General features: G+C 40.7%; 18 protein-coding genes. 2 read left to right on the top strand and 16 right to left on the bottom strand.

Annotated elements, in window-relative coordinates:
- Positions 1–36: 36 nt before the first annotated feature.
- The 11 genes from C0V70_RS00990 to C0V70_RS00940 form a co-directional block, all read right to left on the bottom strand.
- Complete coding sequence (locus C0V70_RS00990; RefSeq protein WP_102242001.1) at positions 37–1665, bottom strand: DUF6531 domain-containing protein; 1629 nt, start codon at positions 1663–1665, stop codon at positions 37–39.
- A gap of 61 nt (positions 1666–1726) precedes the next feature.
- Entirely contained in the window at positions 1727–2617 is an 891-nt protein-coding gene (locus tag C0V70_RS00985; protein WP_102242000.1) for a type II secretion system F family protein, read from the bottom strand.
- A 7-nt stretch (positions 2618–2624) separates the two neighbouring features.
- Positions 2625–4871: an ATPase, T2SS/T4P/T4SS family gene (locus tag C0V70_RS00980; protein WP_102241999.1), complete on the bottom strand. Its 2247-nt coding sequence runs from the start codon at positions 4869–4871 to the stop codon at positions 2625–2627.
- Positions 4871–6364, bottom strand: coding sequence for a secretin GspD/PilQ domain-containing protein (locus C0V70_RS00975; protein ID WP_102241998.1), 1494 nt, complete (start codon positions 6362–6364; stop codon positions 4871–4873). Before C0V70_RS00975 ends, C0V70_RS00980 begins: the two co-directional genes overlap by 1 nt.
- On the bottom strand, positions 6354–7178 hold the full coding sequence (gene cpaB / locus C0V70_RS00970; protein ID WP_102241997.1) for a Flp pilus assembly protein CpaB: 825 nt from the start codon (positions 7176–7178) through the stop codon (positions 6354–6356). The genes C0V70_RS00975 and cpaB overlap by 11 nt, the downstream gene beginning before the upstream one ends.
- Positions 7179–7271: 93 nt before the next feature.
- Positions 7272–7799 (bottom strand): hypothetical protein, encoded by a 528-nt coding sequence (locus C0V70_RS00965; protein WP_102241996.1) that lies wholly within the window; start codon positions 7797–7799, stop codon positions 7272–7274.
- A gap of 1 nt (position 7800) precedes the next feature.
- Positions 7801–8337: a hypothetical protein gene (locus C0V70_RS00960; RefSeq protein WP_102241995.1), complete on the bottom strand. Its 537-nt coding sequence runs from the start codon at positions 8335–8337 to the stop codon at positions 7801–7803.
- On the bottom strand, positions 8324–8659 hold the full coding sequence (locus tag C0V70_RS00955) for a Flp family type IVb pilin (RefSeq protein WP_102241994.1): 336 nt from the start codon (positions 8657–8659) through the stop codon (positions 8324–8326). The genes C0V70_RS00960 and C0V70_RS00955 overlap by 14 nt, the downstream gene beginning before the upstream one ends.
- On the bottom strand, positions 8629–9138 hold the full coding sequence (locus tag C0V70_RS00950; RefSeq protein WP_102241993.1) for an A24 family peptidase: 510 nt from the start codon (positions 9136–9138) through the stop codon (positions 8629–8631). The genes C0V70_RS00955 and C0V70_RS00950 overlap by 31 nt, the downstream gene beginning before the upstream one ends.
- Before the next feature lie 2 nt (positions 9139–9140).
- Positions 9141–9362, bottom strand: coding sequence for a hypothetical protein (locus C0V70_RS00945; RefSeq protein ID WP_102241992.1), 222 nt, complete (start codon positions 9360–9362; stop codon positions 9141–9143).
- A gap of 114 nt (positions 9363–9476) precedes the next feature.
- Positions 9477–9668: a Flp family type IVb pilin gene (locus C0V70_RS00940; RefSeq protein ID WP_102241991.1), complete on the bottom strand. Its 192-nt coding sequence runs from the start codon at positions 9666–9668 to the stop codon at positions 9477–9479.
- Positions 9669–10115: 447 nt separating this feature from the next.
- On the opposite strand from C0V70_RS00940, the gene C0V70_RS00935 reads away from it, so the two are divergent.
- Entirely contained in the window at positions 10116–10652 is a 537-nt protein-coding gene (locus C0V70_RS00935) for a hypothetical protein (RefSeq protein ID WP_102241990.1), read from the top strand.
- 12 nt (positions 10653–10664) lie between these two features.
- Here the strand turns inward: C0V70_RS00935 and C0V70_RS00930 are convergent, their stop codons facing one another.
- The 3 genes from C0V70_RS00930 to C0V70_RS00920 form a co-directional block, all read right to left on the bottom strand.
- On the bottom strand, positions 10665–11660 hold the full coding sequence (locus C0V70_RS00930; protein WP_102241989.1) for an SDR family oxidoreductase: 996 nt from the start codon (positions 11658–11660) through the stop codon (positions 10665–10667).
- 74 nt (positions 11661–11734) lie between these two features.
- The gene (locus C0V70_RS00925; protein ID WP_102241988.1) at positions 11735–12571 is read right to left on the bottom strand and encodes a flagellin N-terminal helical domain-containing protein; all 837 of its coding nucleotides are present in this window, start codon (positions 12569–12571) and stop codon (positions 11735–11737) included.
- 201 nt (positions 12572–12772) lie between these two features.
- Positions 12773–13621: a flagellin N-terminal helical domain-containing protein gene (locus tag C0V70_RS00920; protein WP_102241987.1), complete on the bottom strand. Its 849-nt coding sequence runs from the start codon at positions 13619–13621 to the stop codon at positions 12773–12775.
- 248 nt (positions 13622–13869) lie between these two features.
- Between C0V70_RS00920 and C0V70_RS00915 the strand changes: the two genes are divergently transcribed.
- Positions 13870–14922, top strand: coding sequence for a GNAT family N-acetyltransferase (locus C0V70_RS00915; protein WP_102241986.1), 1053 nt, complete (start codon positions 13870–13872; stop codon positions 14920–14922).
- Here C0V70_RS00915 and C0V70_RS00910 read toward each other — a convergent pair.
- The gene (locus C0V70_RS00910) at positions 14919–16643 is read right to left on the bottom strand and encodes a spermidine synthase (RefSeq protein ID WP_102241985.1); all 1725 of its coding nucleotides are present in this window, start codon (positions 16641–16643) and stop codon (positions 14919–14921) included. The two genes, C0V70_RS00915 and C0V70_RS00910, sit on opposite strands and share 4 nt — an antisense overlap.
- Positions 16640–17710: an S-adenosylmethionine decarboxylase gene (locus tag C0V70_RS00905; RefSeq protein ID WP_102241984.1), complete on the bottom strand. Its 1071-nt coding sequence runs from the start codon at positions 17708–17710 to the stop codon at positions 16640–16642. The genes C0V70_RS00910 and C0V70_RS00905 overlap by 4 nt, the downstream gene beginning before the upstream one ends.
- Positions 17711–17717 lie beyond the last annotated feature (7 nt).

The raw sequence follows: 17717 nt of genomic DNA, 5'->3' as shown, positions 1-17717 counted from the left end.
ACTCTCTCCCTTCGATTGGCCTTTAGGCCTGGTCCATTACATATTTAAGTTAACACCGGCAGGTTTAACAATGCTTAAAAGTGACTGGAATGCTTGTGTCACTTGAAGAGCCATTTTTGCGCCCGCTTTTGATTCAACTTTCTTGATTTCACCGTAGTTATCGTATGCTACGTTGATGATTCCCACGTTCTCCATTTCAATCTCAACTGGTTTTCCAAGTGAGTTGTATTTGAAAGAAAGTGTTCTTCTCGTCTTAGCATCATCCTTTTCCTGGTCGATCATTTTTGTGATCTTTCCAGAGCGATCGTAAATCAGAAGAACTGATTTTCCTGCGCTATTAACAGCTTTTGCCAGGTTTCCGATCTTGTCGTACTGGAAATTTGTCCAGCCGTCATTGTTTACAACTCTTGTGATCTTGTTGATCTTGTCGTCATAAGCAAGTTCAACATACTCTCCACGAGTTGATGTTTTCTTTGTAAGAAGTCCTTTTGCATTGTATTCAAAAGTTGTTACGTCTTTTCCACGAGTGATTTTAAGTGGAAGAGAACAACACTCAGAGTAGATTGTTTCAGTTTTGATTCCATCTACATCAGTCGCAATTCTGTATGTGTATTGCTGACCATCTGGTTTTGTCTTAATTTCATACTCATAACGACTTGAAGACTCAGGTCCTTCTACTGGTTTTTTTGTTACCGTTGTCCAGTAGTGGAAGTCCGGATTCTTCGGGTTGTTTTCATACTTGTACTTAGTAGACTCCCCGTTTCTTTCGATAACTTCAGTTGCAAACGAGTTCTTGTCGTACTTCACTTGCATTTTCGTTGTATCGATATACGTGATACCAGTTAAGTTATGGTTACTGTCATAATCATACTTATAAGTGTTACCTGCTACGTCTGTACTTGTAGAAAGGTTACCTTTTGTATCGTAAGCGTAAGTCGCTTTTTTATCTCCAGTGAAAGCTGCAGATTTAATTTTTCCATCCGGGTACCACTCGAAAAGGATTTGTTTTGCTTGCGTATCTTTAATCGCAAACAGTTGTTCTCCCTTATATTCGAATGAAATACTGTATCCGTTCTTGTCCGAGATTTTTGTCAATTTACCTGCGTTGTCGAAGTAATCAACTTTTCCGTCAGATCCTGTTCTCTTATATCCCGTCTTCTCCTTAACCATTGTCTGGATTCCACGGTCATTCGAGTAAAGCATTGTTCCGTCTGCCAGGACAGTTTCAATGTTGTATTTCTTCGAGTAGAACTGGCGAAGCTCAGAGTCGCTGTTCAAACGCTTCATTAGCGACTGAACCATAACGTCACTCACCGGTTCTTTTTTCTTCATAGCTTCGATAATTTTCTTAGAAGCAATCTCTACATTGATTGCCTCTTTCGGAACGAAACGAGTCTGTGCACCCGATCCGTTTTCCATAACAACTACTGATCCGTCTGCAGATACCATTAGCTTTGTTTCATAGAGAGATCCCCATCCGAAACCAAACCAGCCATTGTCTGTTGACTTAGAGTTATATGTTCTCGTCACCTCTAGATCATGATCTCCACCAGGAGCAATGATATCAGTGTAGGTGATATAAAAGTTTCCGTTTTTTAAGTTAACACCACCAAACGCCATCATCGGCATTAGAGAGAGTGCTATCAGCGATTTTTTAAAACTCATAATTCACATTCCTTGTTAGAAAAAAATACAGTTAATTATTCGGTATAATTGAACAATTTCTTTAGATCTTAATTTTTACAATTTTCATTATAACGTAAATACCTGCTATATCGAAGATTAAGGCTACAAATAAAAATACTAGACCCAGCGGAGTCGTAAATAACGGAGTCATTGACTTGGGATCTTGTAGGAAATAGACGAATCCCAGAAGGTACGGCATTGCCCCGATGGTCATTCCCTGGAACATCCCCTGTGCAGTGTAAGTGTCAACTTTTTGTTGCAGTCTTACCCTTTCGCGAATGACATCAACGATCGTATCAAAAACCTCCGAAAGATTACCCCCGGTTTCCCTTAGAATATTCACGGCAGACACGAACATGTCGTTGTCTTCCAGAGGCACGCGCTTAGCGAGGTTTTCAAAACACTCTTCTAACGGCATCCCGATTCTATTTTGCTGAAGAAGCACGTTGAACTCTTGAGAGATTGGGGCGGGCATTTCTTCAACGATCATCCCGATAGCTTGAGGAACCGAAAGACCGGCGCGAATCCCATTGGAAAGAAGCTGAAGGGCATCTACCATTTGCAGTGAATAGGCCTTGATTCTTTTTTCCACCAGGTAATCAATAATCCATCTCGGGGCCTTAAAACCAATAAAGGCCATGATCCCACCGAGAATAGCTCCCAAAATCCAGCTGGCAAAAAAACCAATGAATAAAAAGATGAAACAACCAAGCCCCACCGAAGAAGCCAAAAGCATATACGTCAATCTGTCTTGAGGGATTTCAATAAAAAGGAATTCCAGCTTTTCTGTAATATACGTGCGCGTCCCGTAGGTCTGGCGCTCGATCCAGTCGAAGATATTGATTGAGTACTTGTAGCTTAGAGCGAAGACCATCATCCCCACCACAAAGATGAGTCCGTTTCGGCCAACCATATCTAAGAAAAAACTCATGCCCTACCTATTTCTTTACCGGTGGCTTTACCGCTCCAGCTGGTGCAGCTCCTCCACTCGTTGGTGGTTTCGGTACTCCTCCAGCTGCCGGTGCCGCCGCAGGTGCCGCTGTTGCTGGCGCTGCTTGAGGTGGACGGTTGCTGAAGATCCCTCTTGGTACGTTATAACCTTTTCTCTCCAGGACCTCGATAAACTTAGGAATAAATCCTGTGGCCTGGAATTCTCCGAGAATTTTTCCGTTCTTATCAATTTCTTTTTGAATGAATAAGAAAATATCCTGAAGGATAACAGTATCTCCCTGCATCCCCGCGATCTCGGTGATATACATAACTCGTCTCGATCCATCATCAAGACGCGACTGTTGAATAATCATGTGAACTGCATTGGCGATCATTTCTTTAATCGCACGCGGAGAAATCGATGTTCCGGCGTATTGAACAAGAGTTTCCAGACGTCCAATACACTCACGTGGATTGTTTGAGTGGACAGTTGTCATTGAACCATCGTGACCTGTACCCATCGCTTGCAACATATCCAGAGTTTCACCTCCACGACACTCACCAACGACAATTCTATCTGGACGCATACGCAGGGTCTGTTTTACCAGACAGCGAATATCAATCGCCCCATCTCCTTCCAATGAAGGCGGACGCGTTTCAAGTCGAACAATGTGCTCTTGAGGGAAGTTCAATTCCGCCGAGTCCTCACATGTAATGATACGTTCATTTGATTGAATGAACCCACCAAGAACGTTGATCAATGTCGTTTTCCCGGAACCAGTACCACCAGAAACGATGATGTTTCTATGGGCCTCTACCGCAATACGAAGGAAGTCCGCCATGTTCTCTGTCATTGACCCAAACTTAACCAGGTCCTTGTATGTCAAACGTTTCTCTGGGAATTTTCGAATCGTAATAGAGCATCCATCGATGGCCGAAGGAGGAATGATGGCGTGAACACGCGATCCATCCTTTAAACGGGCATCAACGTAAGGAGTTTTTTCATCAATACGACGGCCGATAGGAGCAACAATTCTTTCAATAACGTTTAGTACCTGACGGTCGTTAGTGAAAGTGATCTCAGAGAGCTTAATCTTTCCGCCCTGCTCGTAATAAATTTTATAAGGCCCAACAACCATAACCTCGGAAATACTCTTGTCGCGAAGAAGATCTTCCAGTGGCCCAAGCCCTAGAGCTTCATCGAGAATTTCCTTTACGATCTGGTTCATATCTTCACGGGTATTTAAAATCCCCTTCGTGTCTTCTTTTCCTAAGAGTTCAACAACAACTTTTTTTGTCTGCTCTTTTAAAATGATCTGCGCCTTGGGATCGTTGTCGTCTGCTTTCTTTAAATCCATCTCTTCAACAAGAGCACGGTGAATACGTGACTTTAAATCCGTCCAAGGGCTCTTCCCACCTTTTGTTGGTCCACCACCTTCCGCTCCTGCTTCACCACCCGCTGGGGTAGCTTTTTTCTGACCGACATCAGAAGGTTTATTTAATTTCTCAAGCGCTCTAAGAATACTTTTTTCATTAAGGCGTCTGACGGTATCAATCACACCTTTAGCGAAGTTACTATTTCTCGCCACTAACATAACAGGTTTTTTCTGGTTAAGAGCGAGTGTACAGTTTTGGTCATCGCGAGGGATAACACTAAAAGCAGGCTTTCCCAATGTCTTGGCAATTACATCGTTAGTCACCGGGTGGCCTTGCTGGGCCTGGTTGATTACAAACTGAATCATGTCCTTAGGAAACATCATCGTCACCAGGTCAGAGTACAATCTCTTTGTCTGGTTAAGCGCAAGAATGTCCGGAGTCACCACGACGAATATGAGTGTTGAGAACTCCAGCGCTTTAATTGCCAATGGAGTCAGCTCATTTCCTGCATCGATAATAGTAATCGGATAAATATTAGTTACGGCCTTAAGAGTTCTTCCTAAAGCTTCAACTTCAATTCCCTCTGCCGCCGTCGGGTCGTTAGGCATCCCGATGTAAAAAACGTTTTGGTTCATATTAACGAACTGCTGGATAGAATTTGGGTCAATGGCCCCTTTAAAATCCGCCAATTCTTTTAAATTCTTTTTCCCCTTCATCCCGGTGATGAAGTCCTGGTCTCCACTTGCTTTTTGATCAAAATCTAAAAGCAGAGTTTTAACTTTTCCCTCAATCGCGTAAGCAAAGGCCAAGTTCGCCGCAACCTGCGACTTACCAAGTCCTCCTTTACCCCCGATGATTGAAATTATGTGTCCGGCCACTATCTGCTCCTTTTCCTGAACTTTCTTTCTACTTCCTGTGCTCCTGAAGAAGCTGACTCGATAATTTCTGGAGTCACGAAAATGACGAACTGAGAGCGGTTAGTAGAGTATTTTTTAGACTTTAAGAATGAAAATAGTGCTGAACCATTTTCAATCGTTTCCTGAACAGGTGGGTCTCTGTCGTAATCTGTTGTAAATTTATTCTGTACAACACCCCCGACTACGGCTGATTCCTGTGACTTCACAATGATTTGCGTATTAACAGTGTTATCCAATTCTGTTGGAACTGAATCCCCCGTTGTGGCCTTTACCGAAATAACCATTTTCAAGTTAATTTTTTCTTCTTGAAGCATATTCGGTGTAATTCTCAATTCGAATCCCGAGACGGCAGTACCACTCTTTAAGTTGTCACCAGTCCCAATCGCATAAGGAATTTTTGATGTTTTATTAATCGCACCTTCGACATTGTCTTTAACAATGATAACCCCAGACTGAACAACACGCGCGTGCCCCGCACTCTTGGCCGAGTTTAGTTTTGGGAAAAGATTTGAAATCGTTGCGGCCAGTGTTCCTTGTGACGAAGTCGCGACTCCACCGCTTCCAGTTTTCCCGACCTGAATTGACCCACCACCATTACCGATAGTCGGCGTCCAGCTAAAACCAAACGTCTTATCATAGGCCTTCGTTAATTCCACAAACTGTGCCGTAATCTTAAAAAGTTTTGCCAGAGGTTCTGGTTTTGGTTTTGTATTGATCGTTAACAAGTTTTCAAACGGAGGTTTTTTAGTCGTCTGAACAGCATCTGTTCTTCTTGCTAAGTTCTGAATTTGATCCGGAAGATACGCGCGGGCAATTTGCTCGGCCTTATTACTTTCTTCCTGCGAGTTAACCACTCCTTCAATCCAGAAAGTTCCATTTACTACGCGAACAGTAACGTCACGAAGTGTACTTTTTTGCATCTCATCCTGCATTTTTTTAGCAATGACCAGCTGAGTTTGTGGAGAGAGCTCAACCAAGCGAAGAACGTCAGGATATTTTTCGAGGATAACAACAACTTTACCAATATCACTTGGAACAACGATCTGACCGCCGACAAAAACGGCGTCTCCTTTAATACCAATTTCCAGACCTTCAACATCACCCAGAAGTTCTTTTAACTGAACAACAACTTTAGACTGATCAGATGCTGTTACTTTTAAAAGATAACGGGCCTTGATATCTCCGGCCAGGTCGCGAACAGTCAGGGTCGTATCCCCTGCTTTAATCCCGGTTAAGAGAATCTGCTTTTTTTGCGGAACGAGCTGATATGAAACTAAGTTTTCGTTGGCGATTTTAATAACTGAGTTTGGAACGAAATCGAGCGTGATGATTTTTTCCAAACCAACAATAACTTCGACTTCTTTCAAAGACTCATTAGGGTCCCCATCCTGAGAAAAGGCAGGAAGTGCGATTAATATCCATGAAAACAGAATAACAAAAAATTTATTGAGCATTTTTAGACTCTTTTAAATATTTCTCAGAGAAGAAACCTTTGGCTTCAGAAGCATCTTCTCCGAGTACATCGTAAATTTGTGTTGCTCTTAATCTCACCGGTTCTTTATCCGCATTGTTTCTCAGTGACAGCGATAATGTACCGCTACCATAGGCCTGCATGAATGCAAGTTTCTGAACATCGTACGGATCAAGTTCAAGTGTAATCGTGTTGTAAGTCGTGTAAGTATTTAAGTTCATCGTACGGATAACTTTCGGTGTTTCAACCCCGTACATTGGAATTGAGTTAGTCATACTCATCCCGGTAGAAAGAACCAGAACATCCTGAAGGAATGTTCTGGTTTTTTGTAAATCTTTTCTCGCCCCTTGAGAAATATCAATCGCTGCCAGAACATCTACGCGGTCTCCTGGCTTAATCAATCTTCCCACGGCATCTTTCTCAGTGATGTTAATCGCAACAGCACGCTTACCAACAGAAACCTGGCGTGAAAGACCCGTTTTAATTCCGGGATAAGTTACACGTGGTTTTGTGATCTGCTCCCCTTTGATAATAGGAACAGTCGCGATTGTATTTTCTAGTTCTTTAATTGTTTTGAAATGCCCAGGTGCCAGGAAGTTTGCTGGAACAGTTTTAACTTCAACTTTTGAGTCATCGATCAAGTCGAGTTCCTGAATATCATTTTTTGCAACGACAACAGAACTTTGAATACCGTATTCCTTAATCATCGCGCTTTTTTGATCTTCGAGATATGTCCAAACCATCATCATCGCAAAAGCTGCGATTGCAATGGCCAAAGTGAGGGCGCGTGTATTCATACTTTTTCCCAACCTGTTTAAATAACTAGCTTTTTAAATAGTAACAAAATTTAGGAAAAAATTTGCGGAGCGGAAGAATTTGACTAGTAGAACCTAGTTGGAAAGGATGCAGTTTCCGGGGTTATTTTGTTGGGCCGGATTGATATCGTAGTAATTACCAGCTCCCCCGTCGGAGATCTTGGTGTAAACCGGGCCACATATTCCATAAAACGTAAACACTCGGACATAACGGCTGATAGGCTGCCCGTCATTGTCTTCATCGCGTTCTTTAGAATCACACTCTTCGCTCGAATCGTTTTTTAGGAGTGAAGAAAATCTAAAACATGGAGCAAATGAGCGCTGCCCTCCAGAGGCCGATTTCTCTCTCCATCCCAGAGCTGAAAACCCGACTACAGAAATAGCTTTTTCTGAAAATTCGTCCAGGTCAGTTGTAGTATTGATATAAGAATTTCCCCTCACTAATCCATAAAAGTACCCGCGCACTGCTTTTTGCTGGTTAATTGAACCATTGATCGCATTTCCAGTCGTCGAATAAATCGTGTAGAGAAAAATAAGAAAAGGCAAAAAGATGATGAGCTCAAAGATTGCCTGACCTTTCTGGTTTTTTAAAACATTCTTCATATCATCCCCCATTATCTTCCAGGGTGACATGAACGTCACAACGGCTTAGGCCCAACGATTTGATCGCTGCGCAGACTTGTTGTTTTGATTCAGACCTGCTTGGCTCTCTACCTAAAAAAGCTTCTGACCTGAAATTAACATTGGATTTTCCACCGACAAAACCGATCGAAAACCTTTGGGCGTATTCAATGTAAAGACCAACAAAAGCACGAAACTTAGTTGTTGTCGGGTTCGGACTGTTTTCTTTTAAATCACCGCCGGTAACTCCCTTTATCAGCCCGTCTGGAAGATAAGAGTTAAACACTCTCTCCGCAGTTGTTTTTGCCAGGCGGTCACCTTCGTCAATATCATCGCGGTCAGCATCTGTGACCAGATAACTGCGAGCCGCAAGAAAAGTTGCATGATGGACCATGTAACCATCAGTGTAATTCAAGGCCATTTTTAAAAAGACAAAAATAAATCCCACCGCCGCTGTAAACGTCATAAGAAATTCTATCGTCGACTGGCCTGAATTCTGACAGAACTTATTTTTTACCATAAGGCTCCGCCCCACCAAAAAACCGTGAAGTGTTTTCTTTGGTATTAAAATAAGTGTCGTGCTTATTAGACTGATAATTAAAGCTCATTGCTGAATCGTAATCTGCATCCGCATTGAGCTCTCTACCATAACGGTATGAGTACTCCATACTCTTTCTGATAGCGACAAAAAGACCGGTTTCTCCACCGACAAATTCTTTGAATTTTTTATTATTAAGCACTGTGATTGAAAGTGCACTAACGACGACTAGTAACAGGATGTACTCGACAACGGATTGCCCTTTCTCGTCTTTTAGAAAGAAAGAATTTTGTAATTTTGCCATCCGAACCACATCCAAGCGATAAAGATTACTGGTGCATAAGTAAACTTCTTACCAAAGATCTTCTTGATCCCGGCGATATCTCTCATTTTAAAATGAACTATGATTATATCAAGGTGTTTAAGCACATTAAATAAAAGTAGTGAGCTTCCTACTAAAACCGTTGCATATAGCAGATAAGTAAAAGTCGTTTCCTGGAACTGCACTGGCACCAAAAGATACAGTGAAGAAAGATATTTTGAATCTCCTCCCCCCATGATGTTCATGATGAAGAGCATGAAACCCACTAGTAAAAAAATCAGTGGGAAAATAAATGTATGAACTGACCAGACGTAAATATGAGGGAAAATAAGAGTCAGGAGGCAGAAAAACAAAAAGTTAATCAGCATCCACATATTGGAAATTTTCTTGGATTTAAAATCAATATAAGCAACAAAGAGCAGCTGGATTGAAATAAAAATATAGACCACAATTGGCAGCATGCTTACTCTTCCTGATTAACATAGCCTTTAAAGAAGCAAAGCTCTTTGCAGACACCTACTGTCAGTTGCTCCGTTAATTCATAGCCAATGGCCCCTACAGAGGCAAACATAGTCTTACTCAGCCCTTTTACCATGCTGATAGAAATAAACGTCATAAAGCAAAATATGAGCAGATATTCGATGAGGGCCTGACCAGAGGCCCTCATACGGATTTTAAATTTCATGATTTAAGGATCAAAGATTGAGGAGAAAGAGACAACAGCAGGCATATGTTGCCGACTGCTACATGATCGTAGAAAAGTAAGGCAAAAGAGAACTATCGCAGCGAAAGTCTTCGACTAGTTACCTACGTCGATACCATCAACCATAGTTTCTGCTTTACCAAATACTTTAGTAGTTAGACCATCAAGGGCATCTCCCCCGGTCTTCTTGAATTTAAAGATGATCATCGCAACAACAGCTACGAGTAGGATGTACTCTGTAGATGTTTGTCCGCTCTCATCCTTCAAATATGCAATTAACTTCTTCATACTACTGTCTCCTGCACTTACGAAATTCACGCAAGATACTCCTCGGTTTCTTCACACGGGATCTTTAGCTCTTTGCTCTATTATTTTACCATTAGAGTCGGATTTCTTTACCGAATCCCCGACCTTTTGGATTTTTTTTAGTTAACCTATTAAAAACACTTATGTGAAAAAAACTTTCCTAGAGGGTCAATTGCCAAAGGTGTATAATGAAAGTGGGTCTAGGAGTTGGCATTTAAGCTGGTTCCTCTATAAAGATTTATTCGGGAGCGGTCCCTGGTCACGGTGAGCAAGCTCATATTAAACCCTCAGGGTTTTTTCAGTGAGAAGCCTAAAGAGACTACTAACTGCAGCCACCTATTCAAAAATGGGCGGAACCTGATAAGTAAGTCCACCACTAGGCCCCTTTAAATTCTTGACAGCTAGCCCCTATACACCGATCATTTTTCTATGATCGAAAATAATCAAACATACCAGCCACTTAACTACTCTTGGATTGAAAACTTAGCCATGGATGAAATCAACATGGACGAGTCAGGTATTGTTAACATCAACGGGCACCTAAACCCTGCTCTTTTGCTTGAAGAATCTTCAATTGCACTGATGAATGATATTCGCGATCGCTTCGAAGCTTACATGACAAAATTTAATGAGTACCGTGGACGCAGCAATTCAAGTGCGGCCATCAAGCTTTTTAAAATTTCAAATACTGTTAATGACTTCATGCTGTTTAGAAATTCACTTCGTTTAATTTTCGCTAGAAAAGCTAACGATTGTATCTCTATTGGATTTTTAGCAAACGGAAAAGACATTTACGGTGCACGTCTTTCTTTCAATGACCAATTCGGCTCAACAACGATTCACGAAATCAGAGCGCACATGGGACCTTTTAACAAGATCACATGGCGATTTAACAATGAAGTTGTCGACCTGGATGCAATGGTTCGCCACTACCTGACAGAGTTCATTGTTAACTCTGCTCGCTAGTTAAAACGCATTTTAGATAAATGATAGACCTTCACCTTTATTCACTACACCTTTAGCTGGTGTGCGGTTTCCATTTAAGCGCTTAAGCGTAAATTCCAGCGACTCGCGGATAGTTGGCATTTTGATTTTTAAAAGACCTTCGATATTTAGAACATCGAGTTTGTAGTGAAGATGCTCATCCACTCTCTCGACAGATGTGCTTTTTAAAATTGGCAGGTGCCACTTTCCTTTGTTGATTAAGCTTTCTGATTCGTGAAAGATTTCACAATACGTTTTAGCAAACTCATAGTAAGTCATGTTGTCCTGAGAAGCGAAGTGGATCAATCTATTGGCCACATTCTTATCAATGCACATTTTTAAAACCATTCCCAGGTAATAGATATCGACAAAACCTTGATGAACAAAGTCATCATAAATGGCCGATTGATTGGCCTTCAGGTTTCTTTGAAGTTTTTCAAACCAAGATTCACGCAGCGGACTGACTCCTCTTCCATAAAGCTTAGAGCAACGGACGATGAGATAATTCAGTGATGACTTCTGTAAATAGAATTCTGAAGACGCCTGGGATTTCCCGTATTGAGTGATCACATCAGCGTTATCCATTTCATTGTAGTTTTTATTGGCTCCGGAAAAAACAAACTGCGAAGAAAGATAAACAACTCTCGCTCCATAACGAGGAGCGATTTCGGCGACGTTAAAAAGCCCTGCTGAATTAAGTGCATCTGAAGCATTTGGCATGTCAGCGCATTCTTTAAGCCCTGTTAAGCCTACACAGTAAATGACAATATCCGGTTTAAAAGCATAAAGCACTAATTGCACTTCATCTTTATTTAAAACATCACAAGGAAGAGCAAGAACTCCTGGAATTGGCTGGCCTTTGCGGTGATAAGTTCCTACGACTCTATAATCTTTGCGGAAAAATTCACATAAGTTTGATCCAACAAAAGAAGTGATTCCCATAATGAGAACAGTTTTTCTTTTATCCATGGAGCTGTTTAAATCAAACATGACCTTTTTCCTCTTTAATTTAGTGTAAACGAAAATAAGGAAAGTTGCTCCATTCGGAGCAACTTTCCTAAGAATTATCCATTGAGTAGTTTTAAAGCGGTGTTTGGAGCCTGATTTGCTTGCGATAGCACCGAAATACCTGCTGACAGAAGAATGTTATTCTTTGTCATGTCGGCCGTTTCAGAAGCTACATCAACATCTCTAATTCTTGAGTTAGCAGCTGATAAGTTCTCATCGCTGATCTCAAGGTTGTTTTGAGTTGACTGCAACCTGTTCTGAAGGGCACCGAAGTTTGCACGAGTACCGTTGATTTGCACCAAGGCGTCGTCAAGCTTCTTAAGCACTTGCTGTGCTCCTTCTTTCGTAGACACCCCATCAATCTCCAAACCAAGTGATTTGAGGGATGCGTCCGCTCCAGAGCCATCGTAGTGAAGTCTATCGAGGACTGGATCATTTTTAGTACCAACTTGGAATTCGAGTTTTCCGCCTGAACCATCGAGAAGTTTGATTCCGTTGAATTCTGTAGACTTTGCAATTCTGTCGATCTCTTCTTTGAGATTTTGGAATTCAATGTCTGAGAAACCTCTCTCTGTAGGTCCCACTGTATCAGAAGCGGCTTGGACTGAAAGTTCTCTAAGTCTGATAATGATGTTAGAAATCTCATTCATTCCACCTTCTGCCACTTGTAACAGTGAAACAGCGTCGCCAGCGTTACGCTTAGCTTGTCTCATTCCTCGTATCTGTGCTTTTAAGTTTTCACTAATTGCTAAACCTGCTGCATCGTCACCTGAGCGAGTAATACGTTCCCCTGAAGATAACTTTCTAAGGTTATCGTTTAGGTTTCTTGTATTGATCCCTAGAGATCTTTGTGCTGATAACGAAGGCACGTTCGTATTAATTCTTAATCCCATTGTTATTCTCCTGTCACGCAACCCCTCCTGGTAATACTCCGAACATCTTGTTCAGAAAATTTGTTATTATTTGTTTTTAAATTTTAAAGTACTAGTAACCATTAACTAAACTTAGCAACTACTCAAAAGTTTAATTCTCATCCTTAAAACTGTTATGCATTCAACTCACACTTGCAGGCGTGGAAGATGCCTCAGAGGTTATTACCTCTGAGAAGCAGCCTGGATCAAGCTCAATGCATTGTTTGTACTTGAGTTCGCTTGCGCTAAAACTGATGTACCTGCAGTCATTAAGATATTCTGTTTTGTTAATTCTGCAGTTTCTGCAGCGATGTCTGTGTCTCTTACACGAGAGTTTGCAGCAGCCAGGTTTTCAACACTTGTTTGAATGTTGTTTACTGTCGACTGAAGTCTGTTTTGAAGAGCACCGAAGTCCGCTCTGATCCCTGAAACCGAAATGATCGCTTGGTCAATCGACGTCAGTGAGTTTTGAGCTGAAATTTTGTCAGATACTGAAGCAAGGTTTAGACCTAGAGCTGCTACGTTAACGTCAGCTGATGAAGCATCAAACGTTAAACGGTCAGAGATAGGATCATTTCTTGTTCCGATTTGAATATCAAACACAGCACCAGTTCCGTTAAGTAATGGTACGCGGTTGAATTCTGTTGAGTTGGCAATACGGTCAACTTCCGAAGTTAACTGTTCAAATTCCACGTTAAGAAACTTTCTTTCTGTTGCTCCGATAGTATCAGAAGCAGCTTGTACTCCTAGTTCTCTAAGTCTGATTAGGATGTTTGAAACTTCCCCTAATGCACCTTCCGCGATTTGAACCAGAGAGATACCGTCTTCAGCGTTTCTTTCCGCTTGTCCTAAACCTTTAATTTGCGCTTTTAAGTTTTCTGAGATTGCGAGACCGGCAGCATCGTCACCAGCTCTGTTGATTCTTTGCCCTGAAGAAAGTTTCTCCAAAGACTTGTTCATAGAAATTCTAGTTGAACCTAGATTCCTTTGTGCGTTTAACGACGCAACGTTCGTGTTAATTCGAAGTCCCATACATCCTCCTTGATTTCTGGTGTGAGAAACATCATGTCTCTCGGTGGGAAATATCCCACGGCTTCATGTTTAACTATTCGTCGACATCTCAAAAGAACTTTAGAAAAAAATGACTATTTTTTAGACATTTTTTAACAGATAAGCCATTGTTTTTACTTGAAAACGGGTACCTGATCAAAAGCCTCTCCCAAAAAAGATGAAAGAAAATTGGTCATTTTTGAAGTTAATTGCCTTTAAAATAGACATATATGAATGATTCATCATTTTCCCTTACCACTTTGTCTGCTAACCCCGAATATTTTGAGAGTGTGATCGCTCTTATTGAGAGGGAATTCCACTACTCTAGCGAACTTTCCTTCGCGCGCGACTTCGCTCTCTTAATGGACCCGCTTAATTTTGAAAATTGTTATCTCTATGTAGACACAACAACCAACCAAGTGGTTTCACATTTAGCATTATGTCCTCGAGTGATGACAAAAAATAATCACCAGATCAAAGTCGCTTTCATTGGTGGTATTGCTACAGTGAAAGAGTATAGAGGAAGAGATCTTTTTAAAGGCCTGATGAACCACGCTTTAAATGAACATTCTAAGGAGTGTGCTCTTTTTATTTTATGGAGTGAAATCACCGGCCTCTATGAAAAATTTGGTTTTCACTTGAGTGGCGGTCTTATTGAAACAGGACACGCTGTCTTCACTAACAACGATCGCCCTGTAGGATTTCAGAAGACAACATTTAAAGACCTCTCTCCTAAAGATTTCGATTCTCTAAGAAGTGTGTATTCACAATTTAATGAAAAATATTTTTTTACTGTTATCAGAGAAGAAAAAGAATGGTCCATCATTAAAGAAATGACTTCTATTGATCTTTATATCAGGAAAAATCCAGATGGCGTTTTAGAGCAGTACTTCTGTGTAAATAAAGGAAGAGATCTTTCAAATATTATTCATGAAATCGGCTGCCTTCCTGATCAATACCTACCCCTTATGAAAACTCTTCAGCGTTTTAAAACCTGGCTTCCGGAAAGTGAACTTTCTCTTTCGAGTAACAAGGATATCTTTTTTACTGCTTTCATGCGCCTTGGAAACTATCAGGTCTTAAAAGAGTTCCTGCAAAAAACCAGCGATGGGGCTCTGGAGCTGTATGATATGACCGGCGATCAGGTCAAATTTAAATTTGAACAAAAAGAATACCAGGCCACTCACCAGGATTTCCTGCAGTACTTATTCGGGCCTCGTCCATCTGTGGAATTTGAAAAATTCCTGCTGTCCCCATACATTACAGGGACAGACAGTATTTAGAATTCGTTTCTCTTCACCACGGCCGGCTTAAAGATCGAATTGATGTGCTTTAAAGAAATCTCGTAAGGGAAGTTCTGATTTTTGATATTATTCATTTCAATAATCGTCTCTTTACTTAAACGCGACAGATCCGACTTCTCCATAAAATCATAATCAATTGCTCCCGCATCCTGCTTTACAAATAAAAAAGACTCATCAGCAATACGGTAAGGGAAGAATGTCTTAAAACCAGCGTAATAGAATGTGCTGGCCAGAACGCTGTTATTGAGAAGGTTTCTTTCATTAAATATCGTCGTCACCATAACTCGCCCACGAATGTTATCTTTGATCTCGTTTTCTTTATCGAAGAAAGGAGCATCTAAAATAGCAAATCCATCCGGGTTCAAGGCCTTTCTGACATACGTGTAGAACTCTACACTATAAAGCCTCGCCAGGTCGTATGAGTTTGGATAAGGAAAATCGATAAAAATGGCATCAAACTTCTCGTTGGTGTTTCTTAAAAAGTAAAAACCATCATTGATATGAACTTTGACTTTAGGATTAGAAACAGAGTGCTGATTGAGTTCAGCAAAGCGCCCTTTGGCCAAATCGAGCATCTTTTCATCCAGCTCGATAAAATCGATGGATTCAATTTCATCGTATTTTAAAAGCTCACGCAAAAGAAGACCATCTCCCCCACCTAAGAGCAGAACTTTTTTAGGCACTTTCTTATTTACTGCAATTGAAACGTGAGCAAAGGCCTGGTGATAAAGGAACTCTGTGGCCGTATTGAACTGAAAGTTTGTATCCAGGGTTAAAATCGTCGAATCCTTAACCTCGCCGTTATAAACAAATGGATAACTAAAAATATCCAGGTATTGATAAAGCGATTTTGAACGCTCAACTTCTGGCAAACGATCCAGTTTGTGATAGAGATTTTCAACTTCCTGTTTGCTTTCACCTAAAATTTTAGGCATGTAGTAGAAAATTTTCAAGTAAGTCTGAGTAATCTTGTGCTCACTACTGCTAATGAGAATACCCAAAACTAAAATGGCACATGAAAAGGCATAATAAACTTTCTTGCTGACCTTTAAATACCTCACGATGAAGTAAATACAAACAGCAAGGTTTAACAGGGCCACCGCCACTGACGTTTTAATAACATCTAATTTAGGCAAAAGAAGATATGCAAAAAAAGTTGTCCCAACCAGAGTTCCAATATAATTAATACCAAAAATCTGGTACTCATTATCATTTTCTTCGCCTAGTTTTTCTTCTGCAATTCTTACCATTAGCGGAATTTCAAAACCAGAAAGCAAACCAATTAAAAATGTCAGGGCCTGAACCATGACAAAAAAGACAATCTTTAATGCAAAGAGGTTTTGTAGATAAATACTCGAGTGGTAATTTCCAGTATAGAAGAACAGATTATCGATGTATTTATATCCTCCATGAAGCATGTAAACATATACAACACTGATCATCCCAAAGAATGAAAGAACAATTTCAGTGTTAACAATGCTCTTGTAAGTATCGCGCAGGCGATCTGAATAATAGGCCCCAAGCCCCAGACCTCCGATATAAATACCGATTGTCATCGACTGCCACCAAATATAGTTACCAGTCACGATGGCCAGTGTGTTGGCCAGAAGCAATTCGTAGACGATACTACAAAAGGCCAGGATAATGGTAATGGCCAGGATTTCAATTTTTACAGCTTTTCTATTAGTTACGGTATTCATGGCTGACCACCAAAGTAAAATTTCTGAATAATCATTTCATTGACCGTGTCTGAATTGAAAATCAAGAGTGCCCATCCGATGAGCATTATAGCAATAAAGAGTTTGTACTTATTATTGTCAATTTTAAGTTTAATCATCACAAATAACGCCACCAGGATATTCATTGCTGAAACGACATAACCAATGGTGAAGATATGTAACTGAGGAAGAATCATAATAGGAAAAAGAATCGCTCCAATGAGTGTTCCAAAATAATCGTAAGCTAAAACGTAACTTCCCTTTCTCTTGTCAAATTTTTTCCCCATATCAATAAGAAGCGGAAGCTCCAGGCCTGACAAGAAACCAATAACCACAATCAAAACGTGATTTAGAGTAAAAAGTGGCATTTGAATCCAGTTTGAAAAATACGGGACTCCACTACTTTTAGCGATGTTGTTAAAAGCATAATCGAAAACCAGGGCCAGGACAGGGGCCGATCCACCGACCAAAGAAAGAAGAAGCTCGTACTTAACAAACTCTTCCAGGACATCTCGTTTCACAAACTTTTTATAAAGAAGAGCACCAAATCCCATGGCCGCGATATAAAGACCGATCGTTGTGTTGTAGCGAAGGGCCGTATTCCCCATCGTCGTTGAAAGAGCTTGAGCTAAAAGAAGTTCATAAAGAATACTGCAGCAAGCAGTAATAACCGTCACAAGATAAATTAAGTTTAAATTATTTGAAGTAACAGGTGTTCCGATTTTCCCTCGAGAAAGGAAACGCTGGTCCACCTTCTCAAAAGGCACAACCTTAGAGATTTCGTTTACGATCTTCTTTAAATCCGTTTCCATATTGCAGACATAAATATCCAGCGAGATAAAACGATTTTCCGGGTAAGTGTGCAGTGAAAAATGCGACTCTGCCAGGATAAAAACAATTGTTTCTCCATGAGGAGTAAACTTATGTTCAATCTTACTCACCACCGTCAGATTTTTTTCAATGACATCTTTTATGTGTTCGATGTCCGCAGCTGTGAAATCGCGTTCACAGACGGCATCAAATAACAAATGCTGGGACCTCGTGTCCATACTGTTA

Source organism: Bacteriovorax stolpii (assembly GCF_002872415.1).
Classification (GTDB): Bacteria; Bdellovibrionota; Bacteriovoracia; order Bacteriovoracales; family Bacteriovoracaceae; genus Bacteriovorax; species Bacteriovorax stolpii.
Note: the sequence above shows the minus strand (reverse complement) of the source record. Positions and strands in the feature narration are given on the sequence as shown.